Here is a 21343-nt window from a genome sequence, read left to right on the forward strand (position 1 = left end):
CCAGCCTGTTGTGATTCATCCGTCTTTGCAGAGAGATGGAGTGAATGGTGACATGGACTGGTATTGCCCGGCGCGAGTATAGCCGGGAAAGATTGCGATATCCATCGGACATGACGGACGGGGAGTGGACTTTGATCATGCCATTTGTGCCCCCGGCGAAACGGGGCGGTCGTCCGCGCACGACGGATATGCGCGAGGTGGTCAATGCGATGCTCTACATAGCCTCGGCCGGGTGTGCGTGGCGTCTGCTGCCGAAATGCTTTCCGCCGGTCTCGACCATCAGGCGCTATTTTTACGCCTGGCGTGATGCCGGAGTGTTCGAGGTCATGAATACGGTGCTGGTCATGAGCCTGCGCGAGATCGAGGGACGTGACGCCTCTCCGAGCGCGGGCGTGATTGACAGCCAGTCGGTGAAAACCACGGAAAGCGGCGGGATTTCGGGCTATGACGCGGGGAAGAAGGTCAAGGGCCGCAAGCGCCATATCGTGACGGATACCTGCGGCTTCCTGATCTTTCTCCTCGTTCATGCCGCTGATATCCAGGACCGTGATGGGGCCGTTGATGTTCTGGCAGCGATACGCAGGCGCTTTCCCTGGCTGCGCCACATCTTCGCTGATGGCGGCTATGCTGGCGACAAATTGCGATCCGCGCTCGCCTCCATGGGAAAATGGACCCTCGAAATCATCAGGCGGTCCGATACGGTGAAGGGTTTTCAGATCCTGCCGCGTCGCTGGGTGGTGGAACGGACATTCGCATGGCTGGGACGATGCAGGCGGCTCGCCAAAGATTGGGAACAATCCATTGCTTCCTCAACCGCATGGACATTGATCGCCTCAATCCGAATGCTCACACGACGGACAGCAAGGCATTGTCAGGGTTGAAAAACTTTCGGATCGGGCTCTCAGGCACAGGGTGGACAGCGCGTATCCTTCCGCCGCAAGCAGGGCGAGCGACATGACCACCTGCACCGGCCCGCGGAATTCCACCGTGCTGCCAAGCCGCCATATCAGGTAGCGGAAGGAGACGAAGAGCGACAGCATCATGAGGATGCAGGTGATATGCCGCCCCGGCCTGCGGTTCAGGATGAAGAACAGCGTGATCGTGCCAAGCGAGATATAGGCCTGCTGCGTCGGGGCCAGGGTGATGCCGCCCACCGACAGGACAAGCATCGCCCCCCCGACCATAAGCAGCGCGACAAGCCAGCCCTGCCGCCGCGGCGTGGTTACAGGCGTCTGTCCGCCCCACTTCAGCCACAATTCCCTGAGCATTTTCCACAACCAGACTGACCTGAATAAAAACCCGTCAATACGTACAGGCATAGCGGCATGCACACCAGCACCTTTGCACCACGGGTGCCCTGCGGCAGCGATGGATTTTCGTTCCCCATCACGAACGGTATTGCCGAAAGCCCTTTCCCCCCAAGCCTTTTCCGACCGGATGCCGACACTAAATGAGCCGGCAGGCTGATCGCAAGGCATTATCGGATAACGGTCTTTATTTTCAGGTATACGGCTGCCAGAAGGCGCATACTGTATTCCACAAATCATCCGGCGGGATGAAATCAATCAGGAACATATGAAATAAACCTGCCGGCTGTATTTGCCCCCATGCGCAAAACCCTTTTCCATCAGCCCATGCCTGTGCACCATCCGCAACAATGACCGGACACCCCGCAGGGCGCTGCGCCCCGCCACTATTGGCGGCAAAATAAAAAGGCACCCGGACCATGCTGGTCGGGTGCCTTCCTGTACGCCGGTTCCAGCCTGCCGCAACAGGCTGGTGCCGTGGGGATCAGACCGCGCGGCGCCCTGCGCCACCCGGGCGGCCACCACCGGGGCGGCCACCACGGCCACCACCAGGCGGGCGACCACCGCCAGCCGGACGGCCACCACCGGGCCTGCCGCCACCGGGCCTGCCACCGCCGCCACCACGGCCCCGGCCACCGCCGCCCAGCACGGGCGGGCGCATGGTGGAGTTTTCCGCCGCTTCGGAATGGTACGGGTGCTCGGACACCACGGGGATGGCCTTGCCGATGTTCTTCTCGATATCACGAAGCCATGCGCGCTGCTCCGCATCGCACAGCGACACGGCCCAGCCTTCACGCCCCGCGCGCGCGGTGCGACCGATACGGTGCACGTAGCTTTCGGGGACGTTGGGCAGGTCGTAGTTGAACACGTGGGTCACGTCATCGACATCAATGCCACGGGCCGCGATATCGGTCGCCACCAGCACCTTCACATTGCCCGAACGGAAGCCGGACATGGCGCGCTCACGCGCACCCTGTGACTTGTTGCCGTGAATCGCCTCGGCGGTAATGCCGTGCTCTCCGAGGAAGGCGGCAACCTTGTTGGCTTCATGCTTCATCAGCGTGAACACCACGGCGCGCTCGACCTTGGGTGAGTCCACCAGCAGTTTCAGGGCCTCACGCTTGTTGGCGGTATCAACAAACATCACCGCCTGGCGGATCCGGTCCACCGTGCTGGACGGCGGCGTGACCTGCACGGTCGCGGGATCACGCAGCAGGCCATGCGCCAGGTCGGAAATGCTCTTGGGCATGGTGGCGGAGAACAGCAGCGTCTGCCGGTCGGTGGGCAGGGCTGCGACAATCTTGCGGATATCGCGCACGAATCCCATGTCGAGCATGCGGTCGGCTTCATCCAGCACCAGCACCTCAAGCCCGGACAGGTCGACATGCCCCTGCCCCATCAGGTCCAGCAGGCGGCCGGGGGCCGCGACCAGCACGTCCACGCCACGGCGCAGGGCCTCGATCTGGCGCCCCTGCCCCACGCCGCCAAACACGACGGCGTGGCTGAAGCGCATGTGGCGGGCATAGGATGCGAAGCTTTCCCCGATCTGGGAAGCCAGTTCACGCGTGGGGGCCAGCACCAGGGCGCGCGCGCCCTTGGGGTGGGCGCGGCCCTTTTCACGGAAAAGACGGTCAAGGATGGGCAGCGCAAAGGCCGCGGTCTTGCCGGTGCCGGTCTGTGCCAGGCCCAGCAGGTCACGCCCTTCCAGCAGGTAGGGAATGGCGCCAGCCTGAATGGGGGTGGGCTGGGTGTAGCCTTCCTCGTCCAGTGCGCGCAGCAGCGGCTCTGCAAGATGAAGATCGGCAAACGTTGTCATGAATGGCGCCTCCTGGCGCGAAAAAACAGGGCCGCGGGGCATGCATCACGCTGCATGCCCGAATGGCGAACCGACAGACATACCCGACACCGGCCCTTGTATGCACGGGGGCACTCGTTTCTGTCGTCGCAAGGATTTAATGCTGAGGTATTTAAAGGCCGGTCAGTCTGCTTTCAGTCGTGTCCCCCGCGTCAAGGACACGTGCAATCGAACCAGCACGAAAGGAACAGGCGCGGTCCGTTCCCGAGCGCGATGCTCTATCGTGTTATACAGTGGCGTGCAAGCCTTTTAATGCAGGCCCGCCCCGGGGCCGCGTGTCTGCTGGCGGGCCGGGTCCCTGCGGCGCAGCAGGAACAGCGCCTGTTCGCCAAACAGGTTGGCAAGCCGGATCGAACGCCGCCACGGCGCACGCTCCCCGTCCTCATCCACGGCCATCCACTGTTCGACCACATACCCCTCGTCGCGGCACAGGGTCAGGAAGTCGAGTATGGTGCAGGGATGGATGTTGGGCGTGTCATACCACGGGGTGTTCCACACGCTGGTCATGGGCATGCGCCCGCGCAGGAGCATCTGCAGCCGCAGCCGCCAGTGGCCGAAATTGGGAAAGGACACGATGGCGTAGCGCCCGATGCGCAGCATCTGGCGCAGCACCTCACGCGGGCGTTCGACCGCCTGCAGCGTGCGCTGGAGCACCACGTAGTCAAAGGCATTGTCGGGGTAGTGCACCAGGTCATGGTCCGCATCGCCATGCATTACCGGCAGGCCGTGGGCGACGGAGCGGGTGACCTCGCGCATGTCGATCTCGATGCCACGGGCATCGCAGCCACTGTTGCGAAACAGATGGTCCAGCAGCGCACCGTCCCCGCTGCCGACATCGAGCACACGGGTGCGGGGGCGGATCATCCCGGCAATCAGACGCTGGTCAAGGCGCATGGTCAGGCAATCCCGGCATGTTCGGCGGCACCACACAGGAAGCCACGGATGGTGCGGTCAAAATCCGGCTCATCGAGCAGGAAGGCGTCATGGCCCTTGTCACTGTCGATCTCGACAAAGGAGACATTGGCCGCCACCCGGTTGAGCGCGCGCGCCAGCAGGCGGGCCTGCGATGTGGGGAAAAGCCAGTCCGACGAGAACGAGACAATGCAGAACCGCGTACGCGTACCCGCGAACGGGCGGGACATGTCGCCATCATGCTCGGCGCCGAGGTCGAAATAGTCCATGGCACGGGTAATGGTCAGGTAGGAATTGGCGTCAAAGCGCCGCACGAAGGTCGATCCCTGGTGGCGCAGGTAACTTTCCACCTCGAACATCTCGCCAAACAGCGAGCCCGGCTCCCCCGCCCCCGCGCGCCCCGGCGCATGGCGCACGCGGCGGCCGAACTTGCGGGTGAGTGCTGCTTCGGACAGATAGGTGATGTGCGCCATCATGCGCGCCACCGCCAGGCCGCGGGCCGGGATCTCGTTACATTCCCAGTACCGCCCGCCATGCCATTGCGGGTCGGCGAAAATGGCCTGCCGGCTGACTTCATTGAACGCGATGTTCTGCGCGGAATGAAAGGGCGATGTCGCGATCGGCATGGCCGCGAACACGCATTCGGGATAGGTCGCGGTCCATTCCAGCACCTGCATGCCCCCCATGGAGCCACCAACCACCGCCAGCAGGCGACTGATGCCCATATGCTCCACCAGCAGCTTCTGTGTGCGGACCATGTCGCGGATGGTGACGGGGGGGAAATCGGTACCCCACGGTTCGGTCGTGCCGTCATCACGCATGCGCAGGCTGCGTGGGCCGGTCGTGCCCATGCAGCCGCCCAGCACGTTCATGCAGATGACGAAAAAACGGTCGGTATCGATCGGCAGGCCGGGGCCGACCATGCGGCTCCACCATCCGGGCTTTCCGGTCAGCGGATGGGTGTCAGCCACATACTGGTCGCCTGTCAGCGCATGGCACACCACGATGGCGTTGTCACAGGCAGGCGAAAGCGTGCCGTAGGTACGATAGGCCACATCCACCGGGGCCAGATGGAAGCCGCAATCCAGACGTAATCCGTCCGGAAAGGTGACAGTCTGGTGCGACAGGCTGGTATCTGGCGTGATCTGGTCCATTCTGTATCCGGCATGGCGTCGACAGGGACAATGAAGAAAAATGACAGGCCCTGCGTATGGCACTCCCGCCACGCTGTTGCAAGTTTCATGCCCCCGTCACCGCTTTTGCGGTTTCAGAACTGCTCCACCTTTCCCACGCCCTCTATCGCCTTGATCATCTGGGCCACGCGCGGCGTCACGCGGTAGCGCTCGGCCAGGGTCAGTTCCACATCCCGCGTCTCCGCAACCGATGGCAGCAGGATCACCCGCCCCCGTCCCGCGCCATAACCGTGCAGCACGTCACGGATGGGCTCCAGCGCGTCCGCCCGGTCGAACCAGATGCGCATCTCGGCCGCGGCCTCCGCCGCCGCCTGCTCCAGTTCCATCACGTCGGATGCGGTAATGCGCAGGGCCTCGCCTTCCAGCTTCAGGTCCGCCGTCACAACCACGGCATTTCCCGCCACCAGTATTTCACGCGCGCGTGACAGCACTTCGGAGAAAAACGTGATCTCGCACCCGCCCGAAGCATCGGACAGGCGCACCCATGCCATCTTGTTGCCCGTGCGCGTGGGGCGTTCCTTGCGGTCCACCACGCAGCCCGCGATCTTGACGCGCACGATCCCCGCCTGGGCCGCTGCCTCCAGCCCCGTGGCGCGCACCGCGCCCAGCCTGCGCATGAGCGGACCGTAGGAATCCAGCGGGTGGCCGGTCAGATGGAAGCCTATGGCATCGGCCTCCATGTTCAGGCGTTCGAATTCCGGCCAGTCGGCCATGCGCGGCATGCGTAGCGGTTCACGCGCGGCGGGGCCATCGCCGCCGCCAAACAGGCCGATCTGGCCGCTGGCCGCCTGCTGCGCATTGGCCTGCGCGCGGCGCATCACGGTTTCCGCCGCCGCGCAGGCCTGCGCGCGGTTGGGCAGGATGGTGTCAAATGCGCCCGCGCGGGCCAGGTTCTCAAGCTGCATCTTGTTGACCTGCCGGGGATCAAGCCGTGCGGCCAGGTCCTCCATGTCCACGAAGGGCCTGTCGCCCCGCACCGCCACCAGCGACTGCATGGCCCCCAGCCCCACCTTCTTTACCGCGGCCAGGGCGTAGCGGATGCCATAGGTCTCGCCATCGGCCAGCTTTTCCACCGTGAAGTCCGCGCCGGATGCATTGATGTCGGGCGGCAGCAGGGCAATGCCCAGCCGGTCGGCCTCCTGCCGCAGGCCCGCCAGCTTGTCGGTCTTTTCCCGTGCAAGTGACATGCACGCGGCAATGAAGGCCACCGGGTGGTTCGCCTTCATCCACGCCGTCTGGTACGAGACCAGCGCGTAGGCGGCGGCATGGGATTTGTTGAACCCGTAATCGGCGAACTTGGCCATGAGGTCGAATACCTCGGCGGCCTTTTCGCGCCCGATCCCGCGCTTCATCGCCCCTTCGGTAAAGATTTCGCGCTGGCGGTCCATCTCGGCACGGATCTTCTTGCCCATGGCACGCCGCAGCAGGTCGGCCCCGCCCAGGCTGTAGCCCGCCATCTTCTGGGCAATCTGCATGACCTGTTCCTGATAGACCATGATGCCGTAGGTCTCTTCCAGGATATCGCGGATTTCCTCGTGCGGGGGCTCCCATGCCTCGCCATGTTTGCGGCGGCAGTAGTCGGGTATGTTGGCCATGGGGCCGGGGCGGTACAGCGCCACGGCGGCAATCAGGTCTTCCAGCCGGGTCGGGCGCATCTGCTTGAGCACGTCGCGCATGCCCGCCCCTTCGAACTGGAACACGCCGCCGGTATCACCGCGCGCCAGCATCTCATAGGTCAGCGGGTCATCCAGCGGCAGGGCCGACAGGTCCACCTCGATCCCCATGCCGTGCAGGAACTGCACCGCGCGCTGGAGAATGGTGAGTGTTGTCAGGCCAAGGAAGTCGAACTTGACCAGCCCCGCCTGCTCCACGAATTTCATGTTGTACTGCGTGACCAGCATGTCGCTCTTGGGGTCACGGTACAGCGGCACCAGTTCCACCAATTCGCGGTCCCCGATCACCACGCCCGCGGCATGCGTACTGGCATGGCGGAACAGGCCCTCAAGCTGCTGGCCTATTTCCAGCAGGCGGCGGATGGCCTCGTCCTCGTCGCGCATTTCCTGCAGGCGCGGTTCACCCTCGATCGCCTGTCCGAGCGTGACCGGCTGGGCGGGGTTGTTGGGAATCAGTTCCGCCACGCGGTTGACCATGCCGAATGGCAGGCCAAGCACGCGCCCCACATCACGCACCGCCGCACGCGCCTGCAGCTTGCCGAACGTGATGATCTGGGCCACGCGGTCGGCGCCATATTCGTTACGGACGTAACGGATCACCTCATCACGCCGGTCCTGACAGAAATCGATATCGAAATCCGGCATCGACACGCGTTCGGGGTTGAGGAAGCGCTCGAACAGCAGGTTGAAGGGAATGGGGTCGATATCGGTAATGGTCAGCGCCCACGCGGCCAGCGAACCGGCACCCGAACCACGGCCCGGCCCTACCGGAATGTCGTGCTCCTTGGCCCACTGGATGAAGTCGGCCACGATCATGAAATAGCCGGGAAAGCCCATGTTCGCGATGATGTCGAGCTCGAAGGCCAGCCGTTCCTCGTATTTCCGGCGCGTCTCATCATCTATCGTCATGCGCGACAGGCGGTGGGCCAGACCGGTCCGTGCCATGCTGCGCAGGGTTTCATCCTCGGTCTTGCCCGGCTGCACCTTTGGGCACATGGGCAGCAGCGGCTTGCAGGTCTCGACCTGTATGGCGCACAGGCGCGCGATCTCCAGCGTATTGTCACAGGCTTCGGGCAGGTCGGCAAACAGTTCGCGCATGACCTCGGCCGGCTTGAACCAGTGCTCCGGCGTGACCCGCCAGCGGTCGCGCTCGGCCATGGTGCGGCCCTGGGCTATGCACAGCAGCGCGTCATGCGCCTCGTACATGTCCGGTTTCGGGAAAAAGCATTCATTGGTGGCCACCAGTGGCAGGCCCATGCGGTCGGCCATGGCGATCATGCCCGGCTCCACCGCGCGTTCCGCCGCCTGCCCGTGGCGGTGCAGTTCAACGGCCATGTAGCGGCCATAGGCTTCATGCAGCCGCTCCATGAAGCGGGTGGCTTCCTTTTCCTGCCCTTCAGCCAGCATATGGAACAGCGGACCACGGCTGCCGCCGGTCAGCAAAAACAGGCCACCCGCGCGCTCACACAACAGGTCCAGTGTTACGGTCGGCTCATCGGTCACGTTCTGCAGGAACCCTGCCGAGGACAGGAACTGCAGGTTGGCCAGCCCCTCCGCATTCCGTGCCAGCAGTACCACGTGCTCGGCGGGCATGCCGGGCTTGTCGCTGCGCGCGGGCAGGCCAAGCTGGCAGCCGATGATGGGCTGCACGCCCTTCTTGCCGCAATATTGCGAGAATTCCAGTGCGCCGAACATGTTGCCGGTATCGGTTATGGCAACGGCAGGCATGCGCATGTCGTGCGCCAGCGCCACCAGTTCGGGCACGCGGATGGCCCCCTGGCTCAGGGAATAGGCGGAATGGACCCGAAGGTGGACAAAATCGGCATGGGACATGCCTCTATCCTACCCCATACCGCATCTGATTCGCACGTCCCTGCACCGGCCCGGCCATACCTGAAAAATAATAAAAGTCCCTGCATGCCACCATTTTTCAAAAAGGCGGCATTCTTGAAGCTTTTTGAAAAGAGCTTCACCAAAAAACTTCTTACGCTCTCAGGCAGCGGGAGCCAGTGGAACAACCAGCCCGTCGCGCAATGTGACGATGCGATCCATACGGCGGGCCAGGTCCATGTTGTGGGTGGCAATCAGCGCCGCCACGCCATGGGCGCGCACGGTTTCCAGCAGGGCGTCGAACACCGCGTCCGATGTATGCACGTCCAGGTTGCCCGTCGGCTCATCCGCCAGCAGGACATGCGGCCGGTTGGCCAGCGCGCGCGCAATGGCCACGCGCTGCTTCTCCCCACCCGAAAGCTTGCCCGGCAGATGGTCCAGCCGGTGCGCAAGACCAAAGGCCCCCAGCAGTTCATCCGCCCGTGTGCGCGCGGCCCCACGGGCAACGCCTGCGATCATCTGCGGCAGCATGACGTTCTCGCGCGCCGTGAATTCGGCCAGCAGGTGATGGAACTGGTAGACAAAGCCGATCCGGTCACGCCGCAACTGCGTACGCTGGGCATCGGCCAGCGCGCCTGCATCCTGACCCGCCAGCATGACACAACCCGCATCCGGCTTTTCCAGCAGCCCCGCCAGATGCAGCAGCGTGGACTTGCCCGTGCCGGACGGGGCCACAAGGGCCACGATCTCACCGGGGTTCAGCGTCAGGTCCGCGCCGCGCAGCACATCCAGCGTTTCCTCGCCGCTTATGTAGCGCCGCGCCACGCCATCCATGCGCAGCGGCGGTGCATGCAGGGGCTCATTCATGGCGCAGGGCCTCCACCGGGTCGGTCTTCGCCGCCCGCCATGAGGGGTAAAGTGTTGCCAGCAGCGACAGCACCAGCGCCATCACGATCACCTCGATCACCTGTGACCAGATCAGTTTGGCGGGCAGGTGCTCCAGGTAATACACCTCGGCATTGAACAGGTCGGTGCCGGTGATGCGCTGGAGCAGCTGACGGATATGCTCGATGTTCAGGCAGAACACGATGCCCAGCCCGGTGCCCACGAACGTGCCGGTAACACCCACCGATGCCCCGCACATGAGGAAGATGCGCATGATCGCCCCACGTGTCGCCCCCAGCGTGCGCAGCACGGCGATATCGGCGCCCTTGTCCTTGACCATCATGATCAGCGACGAGATCACGTTGAAGGCCGCCACAAGGATGATGAGCGTCAGGATAAGGAACATGACATTCTGTTCCACCTGCACCGCGCCAAAGAAGGCGTTGTTGCTCTGGGTCCAGTCCATCACCCGGACCCCGCCGTCCATGGCCTTCTCGATTGCCGCGCGGACCGAGGCCACGTTTTCCGCATCGCGGGTCATGACCTGCACCTGGGTTACCTGCCCCGGCAGCTGGAAATAGACCTGGGCCGCATGCAGCGGCAGGAATACGTAGCTGGCGTTATAGTCATTCACGCCCGCATCAAAAATCGCCACCACGCGATAGGCCCGCACCCGTGGCATGGTGCCAAATGCCGTAGCCGCCCCCTGTGGCGAGACAAGGGTCAGCCTGCCGCCTACGGTCAGCCCCGCGCGTTCGGCCAGCGTGGTGCCAACGACTATGGTGTCATCCGCGCCGAAATCATCCATGGACCCGGCCACAAGGTTGTCGCTGACCTCATGCAGGCCGATCAGGTCGGTGCGCGTCATGCCGCGCACAAGCCCGCCGGCGTTATAGGTCCCGGAATTGAGCAGCACCTGCGATTCCACCAGCGGTGCCGCCGAGACCACGCCCGGCACCCTGCGCACCCGGCCTGCCACATCATCATAATCCGTGATGGTGCGGGTCAGGCCGTATACGCTCAGGTCGCCATTCAGGCCAAGGATGCGCCCCAGCAGGTCGGCCTTGAACCCGTTCATGACCGACATGACAATGATCAGCGTCGCAACCCCCAGCGCGATCCCTACAAGCGAGAAGATCGCGATGACGGAAACAAAGCGCTCCCCGCGCCGGGCATGCAGGTAGCGCCCGGCGACCATCCGCTCGAAGGGACCGAACATCAGCGTCCTGTTTTCGCGATAAGGGCCAGGGCTTCGTCCACCGTCATTTCGCTGCGCTCACCCGTCCGGCGGTTCTTGACCTCGACCTTGCCTTCCTTCGCCCCGCGCGGACCGACAATCAGCTGCCAGGGGTGGCCCAGCAGGTCGGCATCGGCAAACTTCGCACCCGCGCGCTCGGCACGGTCATCATACAGCAGGTGCTCGGGAGCCGAGGCATACAGCTTCTCGCAGATGGCATCACACTGTGCATCACCGTTTTTCAGGTTGATGATGACGGCGCGGAAGGGTGCGACGGATTCCGGCCAGATGATGCCGTTTTCATCATGGCTGGCCTCGATGATAGCCGCGACAAGGCGGGATACGCCAATGCCATACGACCCCATCTCCGGATGCAGCGGCGCGCCGTCTGGGCCGCTTACGGCGATATCCATCGATTCGGTATACTTGCGCCCGAAGTTGAAGATGTGGCCGACCTCGATGCCCCTGCCCTCACGCCTGCGTTCGGCGGGTACTGCCGCCCATGCCGCATCATCATGCATTTCGTCAGTCGCTGCATAGAAGGACGTAAGGCTGGTAAAGAACGCACCCAGCGCATCGCGGTCATTGATGTCGATGTTCTCGCCCACCCAGTCCTGTTCCTCCAGCGCGCCGTCAAAGAACACGCCGCTTTCCCCCGTGGGGGCCAGGATCAGGAATTCGTGGCTCAGTTCCCCCCCGATCGGCCCGGTATCGGCGCGCATGGGAATCGCGCGCACGCCCAGGCGCTGGAAGGTGCGCAGGTAGGACAGCATGATGCGGCGATAGGTATCGACCGCCGCCGCATGGTCGATATCGAAGCTGTAGCCATCCTTCATGTAGAACTCGCGCCCGCGCATCACGCCAAAGCGGGGGCGGACCTCGTCACGGAACTTCCACTGGATGTGGTAGAGCACCTGCGGCAGTTCCTTGTAGGACCTGATCGCCTGGCCGAACAGGTCGGTCACCATTTCCTCATTGGTGGGGCCGAACAGCATGTCGCGCTCGTGGCGGTCGCGTATGCGCAGCATTTCGGGGCCATAGGCGTCATACCGGCCCGAGCGCTTCCACAGATCGGCCGACTGTATGGTGGGCATGAGCATTTCCTGCGCGCCAATGGCGTCCTGCTCCTGGCGGACAATGTTGGCGATGTTGCGCAGGACCCGCAGCCCCGTGGGCAGCCAGGCGTAAATTCCCGCCGATGTCTGCCGGATCATGCCCGCGCGCAGCATGAGCCTGTGCGAGGTGATCTGGGCTTCGTTCGGATTTTCCTTGAGAGTCGGGATAAAGCTGCGGGACAGACGCATGGCCGTATGAACCTTGAGTATATGGGAACCGATAATCCGGACGGACCCTAGACCAATCGCAACGCCCGTGGAATGGGGCATGTTGACCCCCAGTCCCCATGCCACACCGAAGCGTGATGCGCGAAGCCCCGGAACCTGTAAACATCCACGTGAGGGGCCATGGCGCCACCCGCATGCCGGGCGTATGGTGCGCGGGCAGATCTGGTTGCACAAATGACGCCGGGTTTAGGGAAAACGTACCAAAAAAAATGGCAGGAAACGGATCAACCGTTCCCTGCCATAATCATTTACGGCGCAGTAATCCGGTAAATTTACACCCGCAGCAGGTGCACATCCACCAGCGGGCGCTTCTGCAGCTTGCGACCGAGGGCACGGCGCAGGGCAGTCTTCGCCGCCTCGCGGAAGGTTGCGTCATTCGCGCGCAGTTCATCAGGAATTTCGTCCAGCGCGTTGCCGAACTCCTCCGTCACGCGCTGGGTCTCGGGGTCTTCCATATCCAGCAGGCCCGGCGCGCTGACCTTGGGGTCCCCGATCAGGTAGCCTTCATCATCCACCGCGAAGCTGCCCAGCACCATGCCGTTGAACAGCATGCGCCGCCGCGCGGACAGCACGCCACCATTCATGGGCAGGATCCGCCCGCCATCCAGCACCAGCCGCCCGGTGGGTGCGGTATCGCCAATTTCCACGCCATCGGCACGGATGTCGAGGATATCGCCATCTTCCAGCAGCACCGGCTCGATATCGAGTTCCTGCGCAATGGCGGCATTCGCGGTCAGGTGGCGCCATTCGCCATGCACCGGTATCAGGAAGCGCGGGCGCACCAGGTCATACAGCCTGCGCACGTCACCGCCCGTGGCATGGCCCGATACATGCACGAGGTGGTCCTTGTCGGTAATCACGTGCACGCCACGACGGGTCAGGTTGTCCTGCACCTGGATCACGGCCTGCTCGTTACCGGGGATCATGCGGCTGCTGTAGATGACCGTATCACCTTCCCCCAGCGAGATGTTGGGGTGGGTGTCCGACGCGATGCGCGACAGGGCCGAGCGCGGCTCCCCCTGGCTGCCGGTCACGATGAGCAGGATCTGGCCATCGGGGACAGAGTTCGCATCCTGTTCGGACAGGAACTGCGGCACATCGGACAGGTAACCGCATTCACGCGCCGCGACCTCCAGATTACGCAGGCTGCGGCCCACCACGGCCACGCGGCGACCGGCCGCCTGTGCCGCCTTGGCCAGCGTTTCCACGCGGGCGACGTTACTGGCGAAGCAGGTTACCGCAATCCGTCCCTCCAGCGATGCGATCAGGCGGGTCATCTCGCGCCGTACATCGGCTTCGGATGCGGAGGGGCCTTCGGTGCGGACGTTGGTACTGTCACACACCATGGCCAGCACGCCCTCGCGCCCGAGCTGGGCAAAGGTCTCGAGATCGGTCGGGGGGCCGACCTGCGGGTCGGGGTCGATCTTCCAGTCACCGGTGTGGATGATGACGCCCTGCGGCGTACGCAGCACCAGCGACTGCGATTCCGGCACGGAATGGGTGACGGAAATGAAGCGCAGGTCGAACGGTCCGACCGTAAAGGCACCGCCGGGGGGCACGACATGGATGGGCACCTGCTGCAGCAGCCCGGCCTCCCCCAGCTTGCGGCGCAGCACGGCGGCGGCAAACGGGGTGACATAGACCGGGCAGCCAAGCTGCGGCCACAGATGGGCGATCGCGCCCAGATGGTCCTCATGCGCGTGGGTGACCACCAGACCCGCCAGCGCCTTGCGGCGTTCGGCAATGAAGACCGGGTCGGGCAGGATGATTTCGGCCTCCGGCGTGTCATTGCCGCTGAAGCCGATGCCGCAATCCACCGCAAGCCATGTCTCGCCCTGCCGGTACAGGTTAAGGTTCATGCCAATTTCGCCAGTTCCGCCCAGCGGCAGGAATGAAACGCCTGTTACATCATTCATCAATAAATCCTGTTTTCCGTTACCAAGGTTTGAATGCGTTTGAAAAAAGGGCCCGGAACGCCTGTCCCGTGCCGGTTCGTCTGCATGGATGCCAGCCCGGTCGGGGCCAAAATGCCGTATTCTTCCAGCCTGCCGCTGGCATGCGGGACCCGTCCGCCCGGTGGAGCGCTGCCTTCCCCGCCACCATTCCCGCAGAGGAGGAATGGAGTGGAAATGCCGCTCGACACCGGCACGGGCGTCAGGCCACGCGCTATGAATTCCTGCTAGGGATTATCATGTAATCCGCTTGACTTAAATCTCTTTCCTTGACCGGGCCGGATTATTCTCGGCCCGTGCGGGCCAGCAGCACCTCTCCCGTCACGACGTGGCGGGTGCCGTTGGGGGTGTGCAGCAGCAGGGTTCCATCATCCGCCAGGCCTGCAAACGTGCCGGTAAACTGCTGGTTTCCGGCCTTTACGTTCACGCCCGTGCCAACGGGGTGCCCGCGTTCCAGCCAGGCGTCACGCACCGCGCCAAACCCCATTGCGGCATGGCATGCCAGCCAGTGGTCCAGATGGTGCAGTACGCCCCGCGCCACCGTCACGGCATCGGGTACACGGGCTGTCGCATCGGCAAGACAGGCCAGTTCCCGCCCTTCGATGGCCGGGGCATGGCGCAGGTTGGCCCCCATGCCGATCACCTGCCACCGCTCGCCCGTGGCACGGGTTCCGGTCTCGATCAGGATACCCGCCATCTTGCGGCCCGACAGCAGCAGGTCATTGGGCCATTTCAGTTGCAATGCGTCGGGATCGGGCAGGAACGCCACCATTGCGTCATGAAGCGCCAGCCCCGCAATGAACGGCCACAGCCCGACCGGCACATCGGCCCCCTGCCCCACCAGCATGACCGACAGCGCCAGATTGCCGCCCGGGTCAGCCCATTGCCGCCCCCTGCTGCCCCGCCCGGCCGTCTGTGAAAGGGCAAGGATGGCAAGACCGTCCTCGCCCTGTCCCGCATCCAGCATGGCCTTGCATGTATCTGACGTTGATCCCAGCGTGTCATGTACTTCCAGCCGCCAGGGCCGCGCATTGCTGCGGGGTATGCTCTGGCTGGAAGTGCAGGCCGGGATTTCGGTCATGGTCTACCTGAACAAAGCGCCTGCGGCCGCCTGTGCCGCGGTTGCGACCGGGCCCAGACCCACAATGAAGAAAACGGTCACCAGCCCCATCCCGACCGATACGAACGAGACGGAAACCGGCGGGCGGTCCAGCGCCGGGGCCGGCGCATCGAAGAACATGACCTTGACGACGCGCACGTAGTAATAAGCCCCGATCACGCTGCTGATGATACCGATCGCAGCCAGCCCGTAAAGCTGTGCGTTGATGGCGGCGTAAAACACCATCAGCTTGCCAAAGAACCCGGCCAGCGGCGGCGCGCCCGCCATGGAGAACATGAACACCGCCATGGCCAGCGCCAGCCCCGGATCGCTGCGCCCCAGCCCCGCCAGGTCGCTGATGCGGCTGACCGCCCGCCCCTTGCGCCGCATGGCCACGATTCCGGCAAAGGCACCCACGTTCATGAACAGGTAGGTCACCAGATAGACCAGCGTGCCGCGCGTGCCCTCCGCCGTGCCCGCCGCAAGCCCGATCATGGCGTAGCCCATATGCCCGATGGAGGAATAGGCCATGAGCCGCTTGATGTTGACCTGCGGAATGGCCGCAAGCGAGCCGAACAGCATGGAGGCGGCAGACACCACCTCGATCAGCAGCTGCCATTGCGGCGTCATGCTGCCGAAGGGCCCGGCCATGACCCGCAGCAGCACGGCAAATGCCGCAACCTTGGGTGCCCCCGCCATATAGGCGGTGACCGAACTGGGCGCGCCCTGGTACACATCCGGCGTCCACATATGGAACGGCACCATGGACAGCTTGAAGCACAGCCCCACCAGCACGAACACGATGCCCACCATAAGCCCCGCCGGCAGCACGGCACTGCCACGCACCGCCTGCTGCAGCCCCGCATATTCCAGCGTGCCGCCAAAGCCGTAAGCCAGCGAGATGCCGTAAAGCAGCAGCCCCGACGCCAGTGAGCCGAGTACGAAATACTTCAGCCCCGCCTCCGCCGCCGTAACCCGGTCACGCGCAAAGGCGCACAGGATGTAGATGGCAAGCGACGAGAGCTCCAGCCCCACGAACAGCGTCATGAGATTGCCCGAGGACGCCATGATCATGGTGCCCAGCGTGGAAAACGCGATCAGGACCGGGAATTCGAATTTGTCGATTTCCATTTCCCGCGCGTAGCCCACGCTCAGCACCAGCGAGAGCGCGGCTCCGGTCAGGCTGAGCACCTTCATGAAGCGGGCAAACCCGTCATTGACAAAGACATGCCCGTAGCCCGTGCCGTCCGGTGTCAGCACCACGAGGATGCCGGTCACCACAAGGGCCAGCAGCGTCATCATGGTGCACGGGAAGAAAGCCTGCCCGCGCCTGAGCATTACCCCGGCCAGCAGGATGGCCAGCCCCGACAGGGCCAGCACGATTTCGGGCAGAGCGAGTGTCCAGTTCATTGGTATGGCCCTGACATCCTTGGGGTTAACGGGCGAACAGCATGGTGGACAGCAACACCACCAGGCCGATCAGCATGGAGAAGGCATAGACGGCAATCGATCCGGTCTGCACGCGCACGGCCTGTCCCGCGCTGCCCGCGGTCAGGCGGGCAAGACCTTCGGGTATGCCCTCGACCACATCCTCATCAACGCCCTTCCAAAGGAAGCGCGCCAGCGCGCGGTAAGGCCGGACGAAGATGAAGCCGTACAGTTCGTCGAAATACCATTTGTTGAGCAGGAACAGGTAAAGCGGGCGCATGCCGCGCGCCATGGAAGCCGGAATGCCGGGGCTTGCGATATAGCACACATAGGCCACCGCAATGCCTGCCACGGCGGCAAGGGTGGGCACCAGTGCGATGAAGCCCGGCGTCTGCTCCAGCCGTTCCATGATGTCATGGCCGGGCAGGACAGCGATCGCCCCGTTCCAGAACGCCACCTGATGGGCACCGATATAGAACGGCGCCAGCACGAACCCCGCCACCACCGCGCCAACCGACAGCACGGCCAGCGGCATGAGCATGGAAGGCGGGCTTTCATGCGCGCCTTCATTCAGGTGCGCATCACGCGGCGTGCCATGGAAGACCAGGAAGATCAGCCGCCAGCTGTACAGCGCGGTCAGGAACGCGGTGATGCAGCCCATGACCCAGCCATAATGGCCCATGGATGAACCCGACATCCATGCCGCCTCCAGGATCGCATCCTTCGACCAGTAGCCGGCAAAGGGGAAGATTCCGGCCAGCGCCAGGCTGCCGATCCACATGGCGCCGTAGGTGAAGGGAATTTTGCGCCACAGCCCGCCCATGCGGAACATGTCCTGCTCGTCATGCACGGCATGGATCACGCAGCCCGCGCCAAGGAACAGCAGTGCCTTGAAGAAGGCATGCGTGGTCAGGTGGAACATGGAAGCCTGATACGCCCCCACGCCAACGGCCACGAACATGTAGCCCAGCTGCGAACAGGTGGAATAGGCAATGGTGCGCTTGATGTCAGGCTGCACCAACCCCACCGTGGCGGCAAAGAAGCTGGTGGTGCCACCGACAAGGATGATCAGGTCGCGCGTGACTGGTGCCAGTTCCACCAGCGGCGACATGCGCACCATCAGGAACACGCCCGCCGTGACCATGGTGGCCGCGTGGATCAGGGCGGAAACCGGGGTCGGTCCCTCCATCGCGTCGGGCAGCCAGGTGTGCAGGAACAGCTGCGCCGACTTGCCCATCGCGCCAATGAACAGCAGCGTTGCGATCACTTCCAGCAGCGGATGCGTGCCGAACAGCTGGAATGTATCGTTCACATGGTAGGGGATGGCGGCGAAAATATCGTCATACGACACGCTGCCCAGCCGGATGAAGATGAGCGAGATGCCCAGCAGGAAGAACAGGTCGGCCACGCGGTTGACCACGAAGGCCTTGATGGCGGCGGCACAGGCGGAAGGCCGGTCGTACCAGTAGCCGATCAGCAGGTAGCTCGCCAGACCGACCCCTTCCCAGCCAAAGAAGAGCTGGAGCAGGTTATCCGACGTCACCAGCATGAGCATGGCAAACGTGAACAGCGACAGGTAGGAGAAGAAGCGGTACACCGGCCGCGCTTCATGCGCCATGTAACCCACACTGTACACATGCACCAGCAGCGAGACCACGGTAACCATGGCCACCACGCTGACCGAAAGCATGTCCATGCGCAGCTGCCAGTCGGCCCGGAAGCCGGCTGCGTGGACCCAGTCCGCCACCGGCACGACAAACGTGCCCACATCGCCCATCTCGAAGCCCAGCACGCCAATGGCGGACAGGGCGGCGCAGGCCATGAGGGCGATGGTGAGCGCACGCGCCGCCGCATCACCCATCAGGTGGCCGAAACCACCGGCAAGCAGGAAGCTGGCAAGGGGCGCGAACACCGCCACTTCAAACAGGAAGGATGCCGTCTGCATGTCCCCTACCCCTTCATCATCGTGATATCGTCGACCTCGATCGACCCGCGATTGCGGAAATAGACCGTGACAATGGCCAGCCCGATGGCGGATTCCGCTGCCGCGATGGTCAGCACGAACAGCGTCATCACCTGACCCGACAGGTCGCCGGTGGCAGCCGAGAACGCCACGAAATTGATATTGGCGGAAAGCAGGATCAGTTCGATCGACATCAGGATGATGATGACGTTCTTGCGGTTGAGGAAGATGCCGAACACCCCCAGAACCAGCAAAATCGCGCCTACGCTCAGATAGGGTGCAAGACCTATCGCCTCGATCGGGCTATGCATCGCCCTGTCCTTTCGTGGTTTCGGCCGGTGTCGTGACCACCAGCACGGCCTGCGCTTCCTCCGTCGCCTCACGCACGCGCCAGGCTTCGGTGCCATAGGTGCCGGGCACGGCGGCCACGTCATAACTTTCATGCGGGCGCAGGAAGCCACCCTGGGCTGCCACACCCGCGCCAAGGGGAACCTGCAGCATTTCCAGAGAATCGCTGGCCACGCGGTCGTGCTGGCGGTCGATGTTCTGGCGGCGCCCGGTGGGCCGGTCGCGCAGGGTCAGCACGATTGCCCCGATCATGGCCACCAGCAGCACCAGCGCGCAGGACTGGAACAGGAAGATGTAGTGGGTATAGATCACATCCCCCAGTGCGGCCGTATTGGTGCGCGTGGGCGATGAGGGCACCAGATGGGGGATCTGGTCGATGTTGGACGCGCTGCGCCAGCGCATGAACGCTATGACCAGTTCCACCAGCAGCACACCGCCCACCAGACCGCCAATGGGCGCGTAGCGCTGCACGCCTTCACGCATGCGGGTGAAATTGACATCCAGCATCATGACCACGAACAGGAACAGCACCGCGACCGCGCCGACATAGACAATGACCAGCGTCATCGCCAGGAACTCGGCCCCCGCTATCAGGAACAGCCCCGCCGCGTTGAAGAACGCGAGGATAAGGAACAGCACCGAATGCACGGGGTTGCGCGCGCACACCACCATGGTGGCGGACAGGACCAGCACCGCCGCGAAAACGTAGAAGACAATCTGGGTTATCATGGGTGAGCTTCCTGCCGCATGGATCTTTCCTCCGGCTGGCATGGCAGGTGCCGCGTGGGCCGCGCCCGCCATGCGGTATCAGCGGTACGGGGCATCAAGCTCGAGCCTGCGGGCAAGCACGCTTTCCCAGCGGTCGCCATTGGCCAGAAGCTTGTCCTTGTTGTACATCAGTTCTTCGCGGGTTTCGGTCGCGAACTCGTAATTCGGGCCTTCGACAATGGCATCGACCGGGCAGGCTTCCTCGCACAGGCCACAATAGATGCACTTGGTCATGTCGATATCGTAGCGCGTGGTGCGGCGTGAGCCGTCATCGCGCGGTTCGGCCTCGATCGTGATCGCCTCGGCGGGGCACGTCGCCTCGCACAGCTTGCAGGCGATGCAGCGTTCCTCCCCGTTAGGGTAGCGCCGCAGCGCGTGTTCACCCCGGAAGCGCGGCGAAAGCACGCCCTTCTCGTAAGGGTAGTTGATCGTGGCCTTCGGCTTGAAGAACGCCTTCAGTGTCACGCTCATGCCCGCCACCAGTTCGGACAGCAGCATGGAACGGGCGGCTTTGCTCAGGGTACCCATCAGCCTGCTCCTCCGGGCAGAAGGCCCGTTACCATCAGGAATCCTGCGCTCAGGACCATCCATGCCAGCGAGAACGGCAGGAATACCTTCCAGCCCAGCCGCATCAGCTGGTCGTAGCGGTAGCGGGGGAATGTCGCGCGCACCCAGATGAATACGAACAGGCAGAACAGGATCTTGGCAATCAGCCACAAAGGCCCCGGTATCCAGGTAAAGGGCGCAATCCCCAGCGGCGGCAGCCAGCCCCCCAGGAACAGGATGCTGACCATGCCGGACATGAGGAACATGTTCGCGTATTCACCCAGAAAGAACAGGCCGAACGCAAGCGCCGAATATTCGACAAAGAACCCCGCCACCAGTTCGCTCTCGCCTTCGGGCAGGTCAAAGGGCGCGCGGTTGGTCTCGGCCAGCGCCGAGATGAAAAACACGATGAACATCGGGAACATGGGCAGGCAGAACCACACATGGCGCTGCGCCAGCACGATGTCGTTCAGGTTGAGGCTGCCTACCGCCAGCAGCACCGACACGATCACCAGCCCGATCGAGACCTCATAGGACACCATCTGCGCTGCTGACCGCAGCCCGCCAAGGAAAGCGTATTTGGAATTGGACGCCCACCCCGCGATCAGCATGCCGTAGACACCCAGCGAGGAGATGGCCAGCAGGTACAGGATGCCCACGTTGATGTTGGCAATGGCCAGCCCGTTGCCCGTGGGAATGACCGCCCACGCGATCATGGCCAGCGAGAAGGTCAGGAACGGTGCGAACAGGAACAGCATCCGGTTTGCACCCGCCGGGATGACCGTCTCCTTGGTCAGCATCTTGATCGCATCGGCAAAGGCCTGCAGCACGCCGAACGGGCCGTTCACGTTCGGCCCCTTGCGCAGCTGCATGGCGGCCATCACCTTGCGCTCGGCAAGTGTCAGGTAAGCCACGCCCAGCAGCAGCGGCACCAGCACCGCCAGTGATTCCAGTACGATCAGCACAAGCTGGCCCAGCGTGGTGTGAAAGAAGAAATCCGCCAT

Annotated in this window: 18 protein-coding genes; 1 reads left to right on the forward strand and 17 read right to left on the reverse strand. The window is 63.6% G+C overall.

What is annotated here, in order from left to right:
• The first annotated feature begins 44 nt into the window (after positions 1–44).
• Complete coding sequence (locus LDL32_RS05910; RefSeq protein WP_048856220.1) at positions 45–881, forward strand: IS5 family transposase; 837 nt, start codon at positions 45–47, stop codon at positions 879–881.
• On the opposite strand, the gene LDL32_RS05915 is transcribed toward LDL32_RS05910, so the two are convergent.
• The 17 genes from LDL32_RS05915 to nuoH all read right to left on the reverse strand — a co-directional run bounded on the left by LDL32_RS05915 (position 834) and on the right by nuoH (position 21343).
• Positions 834–1268, reverse strand: coding sequence for a hypothetical protein (locus LDL32_RS05915; RefSeq protein WP_233065137.1), 435 nt, complete (start codon positions 1266–1268; stop codon positions 834–836). The genes LDL32_RS05910 and LDL32_RS05915 overlap by 48 nt on opposite strands.
• A 232-nt stretch (positions 1269–1500) precedes the next feature.
• Entirely contained in the window at positions 1501–1728 is a 228-nt protein-coding gene (locus LDL32_RS05920) for a hypothetical protein (RefSeq protein ID WP_233065139.1), read from the reverse strand.
• 63 nt (positions 1729–1791) lie between these two features.
• On the reverse strand, positions 1792–3123 hold the full coding sequence (locus LDL32_RS05925; protein ID WP_233065141.1) for a DEAD/DEAH box helicase: 1332 nt from the start codon (positions 3121–3123) through the stop codon (positions 1792–1794).
• A gap of 288 nt (positions 3124–3411) precedes the next feature.
• The gene (gene metW / locus LDL32_RS05930; protein ID WP_233065143.1) at positions 3412–4056 is read right to left on the reverse strand and encodes a methionine biosynthesis protein MetW; all 645 of its coding nucleotides are present in this window, start codon (positions 4054–4056) and stop codon (positions 3412–3414) included.
• A 2-nt stretch (positions 4057–4058) separates the two neighbouring features.
• A complete protein-coding gene (locus tag LDL32_RS05935; RefSeq protein ID WP_233065145.1) occupies positions 4059–5228 on the reverse strand; it encodes a homoserine O-acetyltransferase in 1170 nt (389 codons plus the stop codon).
• 113 nt (positions 5229–5341) lie between these two features.
• On the reverse strand, positions 5342–8773 hold the full coding sequence (dnaE, locus tag LDL32_RS05940) for a DNA polymerase III subunit alpha (RefSeq protein WP_233065147.1): 3432 nt from the start codon (positions 8771–8773) through the stop codon (positions 5342–5344).
• 159 nt (positions 8774–8932) lie between these two features.
• Positions 8933–9637, reverse strand: a complete 705-nt coding sequence (locus LDL32_RS05945; RefSeq protein WP_233065149.1) for an ABC transporter ATP-binding protein — start codon at positions 9635–9637, stop codon at positions 8933–8935.
• Positions 9630–10874, reverse strand: a complete 1245-nt coding sequence (locus tag LDL32_RS05950; protein WP_233065151.1) for a lipoprotein-releasing ABC transporter permease subunit — start codon at positions 10872–10874, stop codon at positions 9630–9632. The genes LDL32_RS05945 and LDL32_RS05950 overlap by 8 nt, the downstream gene beginning before the upstream one ends.
• Complete coding sequence (gene proS, locus LDL32_RS05955) at positions 10874–12196, reverse strand: proline--tRNA ligase (RefSeq protein WP_233065154.1); 1323 nt, start codon at positions 12194–12196, stop codon at positions 10874–10876. Before proS ends, LDL32_RS05950 begins: the two co-directional genes overlap by 1 nt.
• Positions 12197–12507: 311 nt before the next feature.
• On the reverse strand, positions 12508–14151 hold the full coding sequence (locus LDL32_RS05960; RefSeq protein WP_233065157.1) for a ribonuclease J: 1644 nt from the start codon (positions 14149–14151) through the stop codon (positions 12508–12510).
• Between the two features lie 319 nt (positions 14152–14470).
• Positions 14471–15268 carry a biotin--[acetyl-CoA-carboxylase] ligase gene (locus tag LDL32_RS05965; RefSeq protein WP_233065158.1) on the reverse strand — a complete coding sequence of 266 codons (798 nt, stop codon included), beginning with the start codon at positions 15266–15268 and terminating at the stop codon, positions 14471–14473.
• A 3-nt stretch (positions 15269–15271) separates the two neighbouring features.
• A complete protein-coding gene (nuoN, locus tag LDL32_RS05970; protein ID WP_233065161.1) occupies positions 15272–16696 on the reverse strand; it encodes an NADH-quinone oxidoreductase subunit NuoN in 1425 nt (474 codons plus the stop codon).
• 25 nt (positions 16697–16721) lie between these two features.
• Positions 16722–18659, reverse strand: coding sequence for an NADH-quinone oxidoreductase subunit L (gene nuoL, locus LDL32_RS05975; RefSeq protein ID WP_233065163.1), 1938 nt, complete (start codon positions 18657–18659; stop codon positions 16722–16724).
• 5 nt (positions 18660–18664) lie between these two features.
• The gene (gene nuoK / locus LDL32_RS05980; RefSeq protein ID WP_007399835.1) at positions 18665–18988 is read right to left on the reverse strand and encodes an NADH-quinone oxidoreductase subunit NuoK; all 324 of its coding nucleotides are present in this window, start codon (positions 18986–18988) and stop codon (positions 18665–18667) included.
• Complete coding sequence (locus tag LDL32_RS05985) at positions 18981–19754, reverse strand: NADH-quinone oxidoreductase subunit J (RefSeq protein WP_233065165.1); 774 nt, start codon at positions 19752–19754, stop codon at positions 18981–18983. Before LDL32_RS05985 ends, nuoK begins: the two co-directional genes overlap by 8 nt.
• 78 nt (positions 19755–19832) lie before the next feature.
• The gene (nuoI, locus tag LDL32_RS05990; RefSeq protein ID WP_102323322.1) at positions 19833–20321 is read right to left on the reverse strand and encodes an NADH-quinone oxidoreductase subunit NuoI; all 489 of its coding nucleotides are present in this window, start codon (positions 20319–20321) and stop codon (positions 19833–19835) included.
• Positions 20321–21343: an NADH-quinone oxidoreductase subunit NuoH gene (gene nuoH, locus LDL32_RS05995; protein WP_233065167.1), complete on the reverse strand. Its 1023-nt coding sequence runs from the start codon at positions 21341–21343 to the stop codon at positions 20321–20323. The genes nuoI and nuoH overlap by 1 nt, the downstream gene beginning before the upstream one ends.

This window comes from Komagataeibacter sp. FNDCF1 (genome assembly GCF_021295335.1).
Taxonomy (GTDB): domain Bacteria; phylum Pseudomonadota; class Alphaproteobacteria; order Acetobacterales; family Acetobacteraceae; genus Komagataeibacter.

Bases quoted from the DNA above. Each gene is read 5' to 3' on its own strand.
- nuoN (WP_233065161.1), bottom strand. From the start codon at position 16,696: ATGAACTGGACACTCGCTCTGCCCGAAATCGTGCTGGCCCTGTCGGGG.
- nuoI (WP_102323322.1), bottom strand. From the start codon at position 20,321: ATGGGTACCCTGAGCAAAGCCGCCCGTTCCATGCTGCTGTCCGAACTG.
- LDL32_RS05920 (WP_233065139.1), bottom strand. From the start codon at position 1,728: ATGGTCCGGGTGCCTTTTTATTTTGCCGCCAATAGTGGCGGGGCGCAG.
- proS (WP_233065154.1), bottom strand. From the start codon at position 12,196: ATGCGTCTGTCCCGCAGCTTTATCCCGACTCTCAAGGAAAATCCGAAC.
- LDL32_RS05910 (WP_048856220.1), top strand. From the start codon at position 45: ATGGTGACATGGACTGGTATTGCCCGGCGCGAGTATAGCCGGGAAAGA.
- LDL32_RS05950 (WP_233065151.1), bottom strand. From the start codon at position 10,874: ATGTTCGGTCCCTTCGAGCGGATGGTCGCCGGGCGCTACCTGCATGCC.
- nuoK (WP_007399835.1), bottom strand. From the start codon at position 18,988: ATGCATAGCCCGATCGAGGCGATAGGTCTTGCACCCTATCTGAGCGTA.
- LDL32_RS05915 (WP_233065137.1), bottom strand. From the start codon at position 1,268: ATGCTCAGGGAATTGTGGCTGAAGTGGGGCGGACAGACGCCTGTAACC.
- dnaE (WP_233065147.1), bottom strand. From the start codon at position 8,773: ATGTCCCATGCCGATTTTGTCCACCTTCGGGTCCATTCCGCCTATTCC.
- LDL32_RS05925 (WP_233065141.1), bottom strand. From the start codon at position 3,123: ATGACAACGTTTGCCGATCTTCATCTTGCAGAGCCGCTGCTGCGCGCA.
- nuoH (WP_233065167.1), bottom strand. From the start codon at position 21,343: ATGGCGGATTTCTTCTTTCACACCACGCTGGGCCAGCTTGTGCTGATC.
- LDL32_RS05965 (WP_233065158.1), bottom strand. From the start codon at position 15,268: ATGACCGAAATCCCGGCCTGCACTTCCAGCCAGAGCATACCCCGCAGC.
- LDL32_RS05945 (WP_233065149.1), bottom strand. From the start codon at position 9,637: ATGAATGAGCCCCTGCATGCACCGCCGCTGCGCATGGATGGCGTGGCG.
- LDL32_RS05985 (WP_233065165.1), bottom strand. From the start codon at position 19,754: ATGATAACCCAGATTGTCTTCTACGTTTTCGCGGCGGTGCTGGTCCTG.
- metW (WP_233065143.1), bottom strand. From the start codon at position 4,056: ATGCGCCTTGACCAGCGTCTGATTGCCGGGATGATCCGCCCCCGCACC.
- LDL32_RS05960 (WP_233065157.1), bottom strand. From the start codon at position 14,151: ATGAATGATGTAACAGGCGTTTCATTCCTGCCGCTGGGCGGAACTGGC.
- LDL32_RS05935 (WP_233065145.1), bottom strand. From the start codon at position 5,228: ATGGACCAGATCACGCCAGATACCAGCCTGTCGCACCAGACTGTCACC.
- nuoL (WP_233065163.1), bottom strand. From the start codon at position 18,659: ATGCAGACGGCATCCTTCCTGTTTGAAGTGGCGGTGTTCGCGCCCCTT.